Origin of the sequence: Pseudomonas sp. MNR3A (assembly GCF_009650575.1) — a bacterium.
Lineage (GTDB): Bacteria > Pseudomonadota > Gammaproteobacteria > Pseudomonadales > Pseudomonadaceae > Aquipseudomonas > Aquipseudomonas machongensis.
The window spans coordinates 1-14,344 of sequence record NZ_VZZS01000035.1 but is presented as its reverse complement, the minus strand read 5'-3'; the positions used below and the strand labels follow the sequence as shown (position 1 = coordinate 14,344).

Here is a 14,344-nt window from a genome sequence, read left to right as displayed (position 1 = left end):
CATGCTTGCCTACATTCTGCGCCGCCTGCTGCTGATCATCCCGACCCTGTTCGGCATCCTCATCATCAACTTCATCATCGTCCAGGCCGCCCCCGGTGGCCCGGTCGAGCAGATGATCGCCAAGCTCGAAGGCTTCGATGGCGCCACCAGCCGCATTGCCGGCGGCGGTGCCGAAGTATCGGTAGCCGGCTCCAACTACCGCGGCGCCCAAGGCCTGGACCCGGCGCTGGTCGCTGAAATCGAACGCATGTACGGCTTCGACAAGTCAGCCCCAGAGCGGTTGTGGATCATGGTCAAGAACTACGCCCAGCTCGACTTCGGCGACAGCTTCTTCCGCGATGCCAAGGTCATCGACCTGATCGCCGAGAAGATGCCCGTGTCGATCTCGCTGGGGTTGTGGAGCACACTGATCATGTACCTGGTGTCGATCCCGCTAGGGATTGCCAAGGCGGTGCGCCATGGCAGCCACTTCGACGTCTGGACCAGCTCGGCGATCATCGTCGGCTACGCCATCCCCGCGTTCCTCTTCGCCATCCTGCTGATCGTGCTGTTCGCCGGTGGCAGCTATTTCGACTGGTTCCCGCTCCGGGGCCTGACCTCCAACAACTTCGACGAGCTGTCCACCACCGGCAAGGTGATGGACTACTTCTGGCACCTGGTGCTGCCGATCACCGCGCTGGTGATCGGCAACTTCGCCACCATGACCCTGCTGACCAAGAACAGCTTCCTCGACGAGATCAACAAGCAGTACGTGATCACCGCCAAGGCCAAGGGCCTGAGCCGCAACCGCGTGCTCTACGGCCATGTATTCCGCAACGCCATGCTGCTGGTGATCGCAGGGTTCCCGTCGGCGTTCATCGGTATCTTCTTCACCGGCTCCCTGCTGATCGAGGTGATTTTCTCTCTCGACGGCCTGGGCCTGATGAGTTTCGAAGCGGCCATCAACCGCGACTACCCGGTGGTGTTCGGCACCCTGTTCATCTTCACCCTGCTGGGGCTGGTGGTGAAACTGATCGGCGACCTCACCTACACCCTGGTCGATCCGCGCATCGACTTCGCCAGCCGGGAGCACTGACATGGCCCTCTCTCCCCTGAACCGCCGGCGCTTCGAGCGCTTCAAGGCCAACCATCGCGGCTGGTGGTCGCTGTGGCTGTTCCTCATCCTGTTCGGCCTGAGCCTGGGTGCCGAGCTGATCGCCAACGACAAGCCCATCGCCGTGCGCTACGACGGCGAGTGGTACTTCCCGGCGTTCAAGCGCTACCCGGAAACCACCTTCGGCGGCGAATTCCCGCTGGAAGCCAACTACAAGAGCCCCTATATCCGCGAACTGCTGGAAAAAAAGGACAGCTTCGTGCTGTGGGCGCCGATCCCGTTCAGCTACCAGAGCATCAACTACGACCTGAAGGTCCCTGCCCCCGCGCCGCCTTCGGCCGACAACCTGCTCGGCACCGACGACCAGGGGCGCGACGTGCTCGCCCGGGTGATCTACGGATTCCGCGTCTCGGTGCTGTTCGCCCTGACGCTGACAATCGCCAGCTCCATCGTCGGCGTCATCGCCGGTGCCCTGCAGGGCTTCTATGGCGGCTGGGTGGACCTTGCTGGCCAGCGTTTCCTGGAAATCTGGTCGGGCCTGCCGGTGCTCTACCTGTTGATCATCCTCGCAAGCTTCGTGCAGCCAAACTTCTGGTGGTTGCTCGGCATCATGCTGCTGTTCTCATGGATGAGCCTGGTGGATGTCGTGCGCGCCGAGTTCCTGCGCGGACGCAACCTCGAGTACGTGCGCGCCGCCCGCGCCCTGGGTATGCGCAACGGCCCGATCATGTTCCGCCACATCCTGCCCAACGCCATGATCTCGACCATGACCTTCATGCCATTCATCCTCACCGGCGCCATCGGCACCCTCACCGCCCTCGACTTCCTCGGCTTCGGCTTGCCCGCCGGCTCGCCGTCGCTGGGCGAACTGGTCGCCCAGGGCAAGTCCAACCTGCAGGCGCCGTGGCTGGGCATCAGCGCCTTCGCCGTGCTGGCCGTCATGCTGAGCCTGCTGGTGTTCATCGGCGAATCCGCCCGCGATGCCTTCGACCCGAGGAAATGACATGAGCCAAGACACCCTGATCGAAGTGCGCGACCTGGCGGTGGAGTTCGTCACCGGCGAACAGGTCAACCGCGTCGTCGATGGCATCAGTTTCGACATCCGCAAGGGCGAGACCCTCGCCCTGGTCGGCGAGAGCGGCTCAGGCAAATCAGTCACCGCCCACTCGATCCTGCGCCTGCTGCCCTACCCGCTTGCACGCCACCCCAGCGGCACCATCCACTACGACGGCAAGGATCTCCTGCACCTGGGCGAGAAGCCCATGCAGCGCATCCGCGGCAATCGCATCGCGATGATTTTCCAGGAGCCGATGACCTCGCTGAACCCACTGCATTGCATCGAGAAGCAGATCAACGAGATCCTCCTGCTGCACAAAGGCCTCACCGGCAAGCAGGCCACCGCGCGCACCCTGGAGCTGCTCGAACTGGTCGGCATCCCCGACCCGAAGAAGCGCCTCAAGGCCCTGCCCCATGAGCTCTCCGGCGGCCAGCGCCAGCGCGTGATGATCGCCATGGCCCTGGCCAACGAACCCGAACTGCTGATCGCCGACGAGCCCACCACCGCGCTCGACGTCACCGTGCAGCTCAAGATTCTCGATTTGCTCAAGTCCCTGCAGGCGCGCCTGGGCATGGCGCTACTGCTGATCAGCCACGACCTCAACCTGGTGCGGCGTATCGCCCACCGCGTGTGCGTGATGCAGTGCGGCAAGATCGTCGAACAGGCCGACTGCGAGACACTGTTCAAGGCCCCGCAGCACCCCTATACGCAGATGCTGATCAATGCCGAACCCAGCGGTGGCCCGGCGGCGAACGCGATCGGCAAACCGCTGCTGGAAGTCAACGACCTGAAGGTGTGGTTCCCGATCAAGAAGGGCCTGCTGCGCCGCACTGTCGACCATGTGAAAGCCGTCGACGGGATCAATTTCAGCCTCCCGCAGGGGCAAACCCTGGGCATCGTTGGTGAGAGCGGATCCGGCAAATCGACATTGGGGCTGGCGATCCTGCGCTTGATCGCAAGCCAGGGTGGGATTCGCTTCCACGGGCAGTCGCTGGAAGGGCTGAAGCAGCAGGAAGTGCGGCCGCTGCGCCGCGAAATGCAGGTGGTGTTCCAGGACCCGTTCGGCAGCCTGAGCCCGCGCATGTGCGTGGCCGATATCGTTGGCGAGGGCTTGCGGATTCACAAGATCGGCACCCCCGCCGAGCAGGAAGCCGCGATCATTGCGGCGCTGGAGGAAGTGGGGCTGGACCCGCGCACACGGCACCGGTATCCGCACGAGTTCTCTGGCGGGCAGCGCCAGCGGATCGCGATCGCCCGGGCACTGGTTTTGAAGCCGGCATTGATCCTGCTGGACGAACCGACCTCGGCGCTGGACCGCACCGTACAGCGCCAGGTCGTGGAGCTGCTGCGCAACCTGCAGTTGAAGTACAACCTGACGTACCTGTTCATCAGCCATGACCTGGCGGTGGTCAAGGCGTTGAGTCACCAATTGATGGTGATCAAGCACGGGCACGTGGTGGAGCAAGGCGATGCGCAGGAGATCTTCCATGCGCCGCAGCATCCGTATACGCGTCAGTTGCTGGAGGCGGCGTTTCTGGAGACGGCAAACGGTTGATCCCTTTGTGCAATGACAAAGAGCGACTAACTCGTTCAAAACCCAAGAGCCCGCTCAGCCCTGGTAGGAGTGAGCAGGCTCAAGTCGGCTAGAGGTCAGGCTTCGGCGGCGCGGGCAGTCACTGCGTCGCCTTCGAGCACCATCCCCTCGCGCATCTTCTGCGCATCACGCACAAAGCAACGCGACGCCGCCAGCAGAAACACCAGGGTCAGCAGCAGCGCCACCGGGATCAGGTACATCGCGTCATGCAGCCCCTGGGCCTTGAACGCCTCGCTCATCACCAGCTGTCCCGCCGCCTCCATGGCCGACACGGCAAAATGATCCGACAGCCCGCCGACCACCACCGGCCCCAGGCCGCCGCCGAGCAGGTACAGCCCGGCGAAGTACAGCGCCATGGCGGTAGCCCGCAGGCGTGGCTGCACCACATCCTGAATCGCCGTGTACACGCAGGTGTAGAAGTTGTACGAGAACAGCCAGCCGACGCCGAACACCGCGACGAACAGCCCCAGCTCGATACGCCCTGCATGCAGTGCCCAGGCGGTGGCGAGAGTGGCCACCAACATGCTCAGCGCGGCGAACAACAGACGCCCATTGGCGAAACGCTGGTGCACCTTGTCGGCCACCCAGCCCCCTAGCGTGAGCCCCACCAGGCCGCTCAGACCGACGATCATCCCCGTTGCCACGGCCGCATCGTGCAAGGACAAGGCGAAGTAGCGCTGCAGCATCGGCACCATGAACGAGTTGCAGGCGTACGAGGCGAAGTTGAAGGTCAGTCCCGCCAGCACCAGCCAGGCGAACGTGGGTACGCTCAGCACCCGACGCAGCGGTCGATCGATCGGCGCCTGGGAGATGGCAACGGTTTCCGCAGCGCCCCGCGCAGGTTCGCGGATCAGGAAGATGAACAGCGCCAACACCAGGCCGGGTACAGCAGCGATGAAGAACGGCGCACGCCAGCTGCCGAACGCCTGGACCATGGCACCGATGGTGAAGAACGCCAGCAACAGGCCCAGTGGCAGGCCGAGCATGAAGATGCCCATCGCCCGCGACCGTCGCTCGGCCGGGAACAGGTCGCCGATCAGCGAGTTGGCGGCCGGCGCATAGCTGGCTTCACCGATGCCCACGCCCATGCGCACCAGCAGAAAACTCCAGAAGCTGCCGACCATGCCGTTGACCGCCGTCAGCCCGCTCCAGGCCGCCAGGCCCCAGCCCATCAGCTTGGCGCGCGAGCCGGTATCGGCCATGCGCGCCAGCGGCAGGCCAGCGATGGCGTATACCAGGGTAAAAGCGGTGCCGATCAGGCCGATCTGGAAATCGCTCAGTTGCCACTCCAGGCGGATCGGTTCGATGATGATCGCGGGGATGGTGCGGTCGAAGAAGTTGAACAGGTTGGCCAGAAACAGCAGGAACAAGATGCGCCAGGCGTTGGACGCTTGGGGGGCGGTGGTCATGGTCGGGTCCCTCGTTATCGTTATTCAGGGCTTCCAGCACGCCTGACGAAATCTAGAGGGTAAGGTGCGAAACGTCTGCCACCATTGACCGGGCTTATATCGCGCGATGGGCTGCAGCCTGACGGATCGCCCGCAGCATTCAAACCGATGGCGGCGCCACCAACCGATAGCCCACACCCGCCTCGGTGATGATGTACCGCGGCGCGGTCGGATCGTCGCCCAGCTTGTGCCGCAGATGCCCCACCACGATGCGCAGGTAGTGGGTGTCGTCGACATGGGTCGGGCCCCAGATATCCTTGAGCAGTTGCTGTTGGGTGATCACCCGCCCCGGATGCCCGGCCAGTTGCGCCAGCAGCGCGTACTCCTTGCGTGTCAGTGCCACCTCGACGCCGTCGAGCGTGACCTTGCGATAGGCGAAGTCGACCACCAGCGCACCGAAGCTGGCGCTGGCCGCTTGCCCGGAGCCCGCCTGGGGTTTGTGCCGCAACAGCGCGCGCACCCGGGCAAGGAACTCCTGGATACCGAACGGCTTGGTCACGTAGTCGTTGGCACCGCCATCCAGCGCGTCGACCTTCTGCACCTCGCTGGCTCGCACCGAGAGCACCATCACCGGCACGGCGCTCCACTCGCGCAGTTCGCGCAACACCTGCTGGCCGTCCATATCCGGCAAGCCGAGATCGAGCACCACCAGGTCAGGCTTGCTCAGCGCCGCCTGAGCCAGGCCTTCGCCGCCGGTCGCAGCCTCGATCACCTTGTAGCCCTGGGACACGAGGCTGATGCGCAGGAACTTGCGGATCTGCGGTTCGTCGTCGATGACCAGAAGGGTGGCGGCTTGGCTCATGGGGCTTCACTGTCGCTGTCGGGTTGAAGAGGCAACGGCAAGCATAGAGTGATGCAGGTGCCCTGGCCATCGATGCCCTCGCCGACCAGTATGCTGCCGCCATGGGCGCCGATCATGCCCTGGCAGATCGCAAGCCCCAGGCCTGTGCCCTGCCCGCCGCGGTCGCCGCGGGCAGCGGTGTAGAACATGTCGAAGATCTTCTCGCGCTCGGCCACCGGAATGCCCGGGCCCTGATCCGCGACCGCGAAGCACAGGTGCTCGTCCTGCACCTCCACCCGCAGCGCCAGGCGACCATTGACCGGCGAGAAACGTGCGGCATTCTCCAGTACGTTGACCAGCGCCTGCTCGATCAGCGCTGCATGCACGAACAGCAGGGGCAGCTCTGCAGGTACCTCGGTGTCTACGCGCAACGGTGCCAGCACCGCGCGCAGACGGTTCAGAGCGCTGCCAACGATATCGCCGGGCGACACCCAGTCACGCGCAAGCTTCAAGCCGCCATGGCCCAGCCGGGTCATGTCGAGCAGGTTCTGGATGTAACGATCCAGGCGCTCGGCTTCGTTGCGTGTGCCTTCGAGCAGCTCACGGCGATCGTCCGGAGGGATCGCATCACCCAGTGCCAGCAAGCTGTCGATGCTACCGCGCATGGCGGTCAGCGGGGTGCGCAGATCATGGGACACCGAGGCAAGCAAGGCGCTGCGCAACTGCTCGGTTTCGCCATGCAGGCGCGCGGCTTCGAGCTGCTCGCCCAGGTGCGCGCGGGCCAGGGCCTGGGCCAGCGGCTCGGCCAGCGCCGTCAGCAAGCGACGGCGCTGCGCGCTCAACGGCTCGCCCGAGGCCGGCTGCACCCCCAGCAAGGCCAAGGGAGTCTCGTCGACCGCCAGCGGCCACCACCACCAGCGACCATGGGGCAAGGTATCGCTGCCATGCCCTGCTGCCTGGCCATGTTGCCAGGCCCATTCGGCAGCGGCGCGCTCATTGTCGGTAAAGACCTGCGGCCCGCCGCTGGCGACCTGCAACAAGCCCTCGGCATCGCGCTCGAGCAGACAGATCTGGATACCCTGCCAATCGTCCAGGTGCTGCCCGGCGGCACTGAAAACCGCCTGGCGATCCGTGGCCACGGTCAGGCGACGCGACAGGTCGAGCAGTTGCCGGGTCTCGCCCTGGGTTTCGCGCAGCGCCTGCAACTGACGGCGCTGACGAGCGGCGAGATTGCCGGTCAGGGCCGCCATGAGCAGGAAGAACACCAGGGTCAGCACGTCCTCTTCGCGCTGGATGCTGAACGAAAAGCTCGGCGGGATGAACAGGAAGTCGTAGGTCAGGAACGACAGCGCCGCACAGGCCAGCGCAGGCCCCAGGCTGCTGCGCACCGCGACCAGCAGCACCGCCGCGAGGAACACCAGCGAAATGTTTGGCAAGGCCAGCACACTGGACACGGCCCAGGCCAGCCCTGCCGCCAGCATGGTCGCCAGCAGCGCCAGCCAATAGTGGCGCCAGACCCACACACGATTGACGACCGCCCCTGTCGGTACAGGTTGAGCGTCGCGGTCGAGCACATTGATCTCCAACCCCCGGCTGTCGCGCAGCAAGCGTGCAGCGACGCCCGCACCGAGCACGCGGCGGCGCAGGCGGTCGCGGGACTGGCCGACCAGCACCAGGCTCGCCCGTCGTTCCAGCGCATGCTGGATGAGCGTGCGCGCCACCTCCCCGGCCCTGAGTACCACGACTTCGCCGCCCAGGCGCTCGGCCAGTTGCTGCGCGGCCTGCAGGCGCTGACGAGCGCCCTCGTCACGCAGCTTGCCGTTGTCGACATGCACCAGGCTCCACGGCAAATGCCGACGCTGGGCGACGCGGCTGGCATGGCGCACCAGACGCTCGGCCTGCTCATCGCCATCGACCCCGACCAGCAGGCGCCCTCGCAAGGTCGGCGCCTGCTCGCCACGCTGGCGGTAGCCATGGGCAAGGTCGGCATCGACCTGGGCCGCGGCGGTCTGCATGGCCAGTTCGCGCAAAGCAGTGAGGTTGGTCTGGGAGAAGAACGCATCGATCGCCGCCCTCGCCTGCTCAGGCACGTAGACCTTGCCTTCGCGCAAGCGCTCGAGCAGTTCACGTGGCGGCAGGTCGATCAGCACCAGCTCGAAGGCTTCCTGCAGCACCCAGTCGGGCAGGGTTTCGCGCACCTGAACACCCGTGATGTCGCGAACCTTGTCGTTGAGGCTTTCCAGGTGCTGGACATTGACCGTGGTATACACATCGATACCAGCAGCGAGCAGTTCCTGGACATCCTGCCAGCGCTTGGCGTGACGGCTGCCGGGGGCGTTGGTATGAGCCAGCTCGTCGACCAGCGCCAGCGGTGGTGCAGCCTTGAGCAAGCCATCGAGGTCCATTTCTTCGAGGATGACGCCGCGGTACTCGCTGCGCAGCAAGGGCTGCTGCGCCAAGCCACCGAGCAGCGCCTCGGTTTCGGCCCGGCCATGGGTCTCCACCACCGCCGCCAGCACCTTTACCCCCTGGCGCTGCTGGGCATGGGCGGCCTGGAGCATGGCGAACGTCTTGCCCACGCCGGGAGCTGCGCCCAGAAATACTTTAAGCCTGCCGCGACCGTTGCGGGGCAGGCTCGCCAACAGCGCATCGGCGCGGGCGGAATCACTCATGCTTGATCCTTTGGTAAGGGGGCCAGGGGCCTGCTTCGCAGGCCATCACGGGGCAAGCCACAGGTCCTGCGCCGTTCTCGTGAACGCCGGTGAACCTGGGGGAGCGGGCTTGCCCCGCGATGGCCGCGACACGGTCTGGATTATCAGCGATCAGTAACAGGCGCCAACCGCTCCAACGCCTGGTTCAACGCCAACACATTGACCACCGGCGGGCCGACCAATGGCCGCAGAGTGGCCTCATCTACCAGCGCTTGCAAGCGCTCGATGGGGATCTGCCGCGCCGCCGCAACGCGCGGCAACTGGTAGGAGATCGCCTCCGGCGGCAATTGCGGGTCGAGCCCGCTGCCGGAGGTGGTCAACAGGGCCTGCGGCACCGGCCCAAGCTCAGGCTGGTACAGGGCGGCGGCATCACTCCTGACCCGCTCTGCCAGCACCGGATTGCTCGGTGCCAGGTTGCTCGCGCTGCTGGATACCGTCGCGAAGGCGCCGGCCGAAGGGCGCGACTGGAACCAGCCGTCGCCCTTGAATTCCTGGGCGATCAACGCCGAGCCGCGAACCTGCCCCTGCTCATCGCGCACCAAGCTGCCATTGGCCTGCTCGGGGAAGGCGACCTGGGCGATACCGGTCACCGCCAGCGGGTACAACGCGCCGGTGACCAGGGTCATCAGCAGGACCAGGCTCACGGCCGGGCGTACGTAGGTGCTCATGTTCGTCTCTCCTTCAGACCAGGTGCAGTGCAGTGAGCAGCATGTCGATCAGCTTGATCCCGGCGAACGGCACCAGGATGCCGCCCACGCCGTAGATCAGCAGGTTGCGCCGCAGCAGGTGCGCGGCACTTGCCGCCTGCACGCGCACTCCGCGCAAGGCCAGGGGGATCAGCACGATGATGATCAGCGCGTTGAAGACGATCGCCGAAAGGATCGCGCTTTGCGGGCTGCTCAGGCGCATCAGGTTGAGCACACCCAGTTGCGGGTAGATCGAAGCGAACAGCGCCGGCAGGATGGCGAAGTACTTGGCCACGTCGTTGGCAATGGAGAACGTTGTCAGTGCACCACGGGTCACCAGCAGTTCCTTGCCGACCTGGACCACATCCAGCAGCTTGGTCGGATCGCTGTCCAGGTCGACCATGTTGGCCGCCTCGCGCGCCGCCTGGGTACCGTCGTTCATGGCCATGCCGACATCCGCCTGGGCCAAGGCCGGGGCATCGTTGGCACCGTCACCGCACATGGCGACCAGGCGCCCGTCATTCTGCTCCTGGCGAATGCGCGCCAGCTTCTTCTCGGGGGTGGCCTCGGCAAGCACGTCATCGACACCGGCCTCGGCGGCGATGGCCGCGGCGGTCAGCGGGTTGTCGCCGGTCACCATCACAGTGCGGATACCCAGTTTGCGCAACTCGGCGAAACGCTCGCGGATGCCGGGCTTGACCACGTCCTTGAGGTGAATCACCCCCAGCAGGTGGCGGTCGACACATACCAGCAAGGGGGTGCCGCCGCTCTGGGCGATGCGCTCGACTTCACGGGCCAACGAAGCCGGCATTTCCAGGCGTTGCAGGCCGACGAACGCCAGCACCGCGTCCACCGCGCCCTTGCGGTAGCGGCGCTGCCCGAAGTCGATACCCGAAAGGCGCGTCTCGGCGCTGAAGGCGATGGCGCTGTACTGCGCGGCAGCCGGCTCGTCGAAGTCGTGCAACTGGCGCAGGTAGTCGACGATGGACTTGCCCTCGGCCGTGTCGTCGGCCAGCGAGGCAAGCAAGGCGCCCTCCCCCAGCTCCTTGGGGGTAACACCGGGCGCTGCGTGCAGGGCACTGCAGCGGCGGTTGCCGAAGGTGATGGTGCCGGTCTTGTCGAGCATCAACGTGTGCACGTCGCCCGCAGCCTCCACCGCACGCCCGGAGCGGGCGATGACGTTAAGGCGCACCAGGCGATCCATACCCGCGATACCGATGGCCGACAGCAGGCCACCAATGGTCGTCGGGATCAGCGTCACCAGCAACGCGGCGAGGAAGATCAGCGGCAGGCTGCCGCCCACGAAATGGGCGAACGGCTGCAAGGTCACCACCACGATCAGGAAAATCAGGGTCAGGCCGATCAGCAGGATATCCAGGGCAATCTCGTTGGGGGTCTTCTGGCGCTTAGCGCCTTCGACCAGGGCGATCATGCGGTCCAGGGTCGACTCACCGGGGTTGCTGGTGATGCGTATCAGCAACCAGTCGGAAACCAGCCGGGTATTGCCGGTCACGGCCGAACGATCACCACCGGATTCGCGGATCACCGGCGCAGACTCGCCGGTGATCGCCGCCTCGTTGACGGCGGCGATGCCTTCGAGCACCTCGCCATCACCCGGGATCAGCTCACCGGCCACCACGCGCACCACATCGTCCTTGCGCAATGCGGTGGCAGCGACGGTTTCGAAGCTGCCATTGGCCAGACGGCGCTGAGCGGTCAGGCCCTGGCTGCCGGCCTTGAGGCTATCGGCACGGGCCTTGCCCCGGCCTTCCGCCAAGGCTTCGGCAAAGTTGGCAAAGAGTACGGTGAACCACAGCCACAGGGCGATCTGCACCGCCACGCCGGTGCTCACACCGCTGCCGGGCACCAGGCACAGGACCGTGGTCAGCACAGCCGTCAGGGCGACCACCAGCATCACCGGCGAGCGCTTGAGCTGGCGCGGATCGAGCTTGACGAAGGCCTGCACCAGGGCCGGGCGCCAGAGCGCGGCGAAGCGGGTCTGGTCGACGGCGCGGGGAGCTTTCACTTCAGAAATGGGCATGTTCATGTTCGGATCCTCAGAAACCCAGGCTCAGCTGTTCGGCGATCGGCCCCAGGGCCAGGGTCGGCAGGAAGGTCAGCCCGCCGACCAGCAGGATGGTCACCAACAGCAGGCCGGCGAACAGCGGGCCATGGGTGGGGAAGCTGTTCTGGCCCTGCGGCGCGCTTTTCTTGGCGGCCAGGCTGCCTGCAAGGGCCAGCACTGGCAGGATGTAGCCGAAGCGCCCGATCAGCATGGCCAGGCCGATCATCAGGTTGTGGAACACCGTGTTGGCACCAAAGCCGCCGAAAGCCGAGCCGTTGTTGGCGGTGCCGGAGGTGTAGGCATACAGCAACTGGCTGAAACCATGCGGCCCCGGATTGCTCACCGCACCTGCCGGCCCCGGCAGGCTGGCGGCGATGGCGCCGAGCACCAGCACGCCAACCGGCATCACCAGCAGTGTCGCCACCAACAATTGCACTTCGCGGGCCTGCAACTTCTTGCCCAGGTATTCCGGCGTGCGACCGATCATCAACCCGGCCAGGAATACCGCGATCAGCACGAACAGCAGCATGCCGTAGAGGCCTGCACCGACGCCGCCGAAGATCACCTCGCCGACCATCATGTTGACCATCGCCACCATGCCAGTCAGCGGATTGAGGCTGTCGTGCATGGCGTTGACCGAGCCGTTGGAGGCGGAGGTCGTCGTCACGGCCCACAACACGCTCGCGGTGGTGCCGAAGCGGCTTTCCTTGCCTTCCATCGGCGCGCTTTGCTGCACCTGAGCGCTGTCCAGGGCCGGGTTGGGCTGGTACTCGGCCCACAGGCCGACCGCACCGCCGATCAGGAACAGGCCCAACATGCAGGCCAGGATCGCCCGGCTCTGACGCAGGTCCTTGACGTAGTGGCCGAAGGTGAACACCAGTGCCACCGGAATCAGAATGATCGAAGCCACCTCGAACAGGTTGCTCCAGGCTGTCGGGTTCTCGAACGGATGCGCCGAGTTGACGCCGAAGAAGCCGCCGCCGTTGGTGCCCAGTTGCTTGATCGCGATCTGGCTGGCGGCAGGGCCCAGCGGGATGCTCTGGTCGGCACCTTGCAGGGTGACGGCATGGGCGTAGTCGGCGAAGGTCTGTGGCACTCCCTGCCACACCAGCAGCAGCGCCAGCACAATGCACAGTGGCAGCAGGCCATAGAGGGTGGCACGGGTCATGTCGACCCAGAAGTTACCCAGGCTGTGGGTGGAGCGCCGGCCGATACCACGGCACAGTGCGACCAGCACGGCAAGGCCGGTGGCAGCGCTGACGAAGTTCTGCACGGTCAGGCCGATCATCTGGCTCAGGTAGCTGAGCGAGGCCTCACCGCTGTAGGCCTGCCAGTTGGTGTTGGTCATGAAGCTGACAGCAGTGTTGAATGCCAGCGACCATTCCTGGCCCGGCAGGTGCTGCGGGTTGAGCGGCAGCGAGCCCTGCAGCAGGAGCACGGCGAACAGCACCAGGAAGCCCACCAGGTTGAAGGCCAGCAGCGCCAGGGTGTATTGCTTCCAGTTCTGCTCCTGCTCGGCGCACACCCCGGACAACCGGTAACAACCCTGCTCTACCGGGCCGAGGATCGGCGACAGCCAGGTACGCTGACCCTCCATGACCTTGTAGTAGAACCGCCCAAGCCAGGGTGCTGGTAGCAGCACAAGGGCCAGAAACGCCAGCAGCAATGCGAAGTCGTAGCTGTGCATGGCCGCTCCCTAGCTGCGATCGGCGCGCAGCAGCGCCACCAGCAGGTAAATGGACAACGCCACTGCCAGCAGCAGTGACACTCCGTCGAGCATGTTCATCGGTGGATCTCCCCGTCTCGCGGCGTCGGCCGCTTTGGGGAAATTGTCGGGGCGGGGGGCGTAAAGGGACGAGATCGGGGGGGCGGGATGGGAATAAAGAATGCGTAAAGTTTAGCTTCTGGATCATCAATACCGGCCTCTTCGCGGGCAAGCCCGCTCCCACAGGGATTGGGCTGGTCTTTAAATTTTGAGCAAGACAGAATCTCCTACAGCAGATCGCGGTGCCTGTAGGAGCGGGCTTGCCCGCGAAGAGAACGCTGCAGGTCAGCGCTGAACCTGCCCCGAATGCCGGCTCCAGTCCAGCAGCAGGCTGTAGCCGACGGCCAGCAGGGTCGGCCCGATGAACAGGCCGATGAAGCCAAACGCGATCAACCCGCCAAACACGCCGAGCAGCACGATCACCAGCGGCAGGTTGCCGCCTCGGCTGATCAGATACGGCTTGAGCACGTTATCCACGCCGCTGATGATGAAGGTGCCCCATATCCCGAGGAACACCGCCATCCCATACTCGCCCTTCCACACTAGCCAGCCGGTGGCAGGAATCCAGGCCAGTGGCGGCCCCATCGGGATCAGGCTGAGCATGAAGGTCACCAGGCCCAGCACGATTGCCCCGGGCACGCCGGCGATCATGAAGCCGATCAACGCCAGCAGCCCTTGCGCTGCGGCGGTACCGATCACACCGTTGACCACGCGCTGTACGGTACCGGCCACCAGGTCGATGTAGTACTCGGCGCGCTCGCCCACCAGGCGCTGCAGCAAGCGTTGCACGAACGCGGCCAGGCGTGGGCCGTCGCGGTAGAAGAAGAACACGAAGACGATACTGAGCGTAAGCTCCAGCACGCCGCTGCCGATCTGGGCGCTACGCGCCAGGAACCAATTACCGACCTGGCCGAGGTACGGTTTGGCCGAGGCAATCAGGGCCGCACCCTGCTGGTCGAGGGACTCCCACCAGTTGACCAGGCGCTCGCCGATGAAGGGAATACCACGCACCCACTCCGGCGCATCCGGCAAACCCTCCAACTGCACGTCACGCACGAAGTTGGTGGCGTCACGCACATGATCGGCCAGGTTGAAGCCCAGCCACACCAGCGGCAACGCGACCACCAGGATCCACACCGTCGTG

The 14,344-nt window shown here is 65.3% G+C and carries 11 protein-coding genes; 3 read left to right on the top strand and 8 right to left on the bottom strand.

From position 1 onward, the window contains the following. Window position 1: 1 nt before the first annotated feature. From F6X62_RS22770 to F6X62_RS22760, 3 genes are read left to right on the top strand one after another with little or no spacing between them, the layout of a single operon-like run. Window positions 2-1,075 (top strand): microcin C ABC transporter permease YejB, encoded by a 1,074-nt coding sequence (locus F6X62_RS22770; RefSeq protein WP_054894348.1) that lies wholly within the window; start codon window positions 2-4, stop codon window positions 1,073-1,075. A gap of 1 nt (window position 1,076) precedes the next feature. Next, window positions 1,077-2,096, top strand: coding sequence for an ABC transporter permease (locus tag F6X62_RS22765; RefSeq protein WP_153774779.1), 1,020 nt, complete (start codon window positions 1,077-1,079; stop codon window positions 2,094-2,096). Between the two features lies 1 nt (window position 2,097). Continuing rightward, on the top strand, window positions 2,098-3,705 hold the full coding sequence (locus F6X62_RS22760; RefSeq protein WP_151925663.1) for an ABC transporter ATP-binding protein: 1,608 nt from the start codon (window positions 2,098-2,100) through the stop codon (window positions 3,703-3,705). A gap of 95 nt (window positions 3,706-3,800) precedes the next feature. On the opposite strand, the gene F6X62_RS22755 is transcribed toward F6X62_RS22760, so the two are convergent. The 8 genes from F6X62_RS22755 to F6X62_RS22720 all read right to left on the bottom strand — a co-directional run. Further along, entirely contained in the window at window positions 3,801-5,153 is a 1,353-nt protein-coding gene (locus tag F6X62_RS22755; protein WP_153774778.1) for an MFS transporter, read from the bottom strand. A gap of 139 nt (window positions 5,154-5,292) precedes the next feature. Beyond that, window positions 5,293-5,994: a response regulator gene (locus F6X62_RS22750; RefSeq protein WP_054894352.1), complete on the bottom strand. Its 702-nt coding sequence runs from the start codon at window positions 5,992-5,994 to the stop codon at window positions 5,293-5,295. After that, window positions 5,991-8,645: a sensor histidine kinase KdpD gene (locus F6X62_RS22745; RefSeq protein WP_153774777.1), complete on the bottom strand. Its 2,655-nt coding sequence runs from the start codon at window positions 8,643-8,645 to the stop codon at window positions 5,991-5,993. The genes F6X62_RS22750 and F6X62_RS22745 overlap by 4 nt, the downstream gene beginning before the upstream one ends. A 143-nt stretch (window positions 8,646-8,788) precedes the next feature. Continuing rightward, a complete protein-coding gene (gene kdpC / locus F6X62_RS22740; protein ID WP_153774776.1) occupies window positions 8,789-9,352 on the bottom strand; it encodes a potassium-transporting ATPase subunit KdpC in 564 nt (187 codons plus the stop codon). Between the two features lie 13 nt (window positions 9,353-9,365). Further along, entirely contained in the window at window positions 9,366-11,417 is a 2,052-nt protein-coding gene (gene kdpB, locus F6X62_RS22735) for a potassium-transporting ATPase subunit KdpB (protein ID WP_153774775.1), read from the bottom strand. A gap of 10 nt (window positions 11,418-11,427) precedes the next feature. Continuing rightward, entirely contained in the window at window positions 11,428-13,122 is a 1,695-nt protein-coding gene (gene kdpA / locus F6X62_RS22730; protein WP_153774774.1) for a potassium-transporting ATPase subunit KdpA, read from the bottom strand. Window positions 13,123-13,131: 9 nt separating this feature from the next. Further along, window positions 13,132-13,221, bottom strand: a complete 90-nt coding sequence (gene kdpF, locus F6X62_RS22725) for a K(+)-transporting ATPase subunit F (protein ID WP_082421007.1) — start codon at window positions 13,219-13,221, stop codon at window positions 13,132-13,134. 264 nt (window positions 13,222-13,485) lie between these two features. Continuing rightward, on the bottom strand, window positions 13,486-14,344 hold an 859-nt coding region (locus F6X62_RS22720; RefSeq protein WP_153774773.1), incomplete at its 5' end, for an AI-2E family transporter.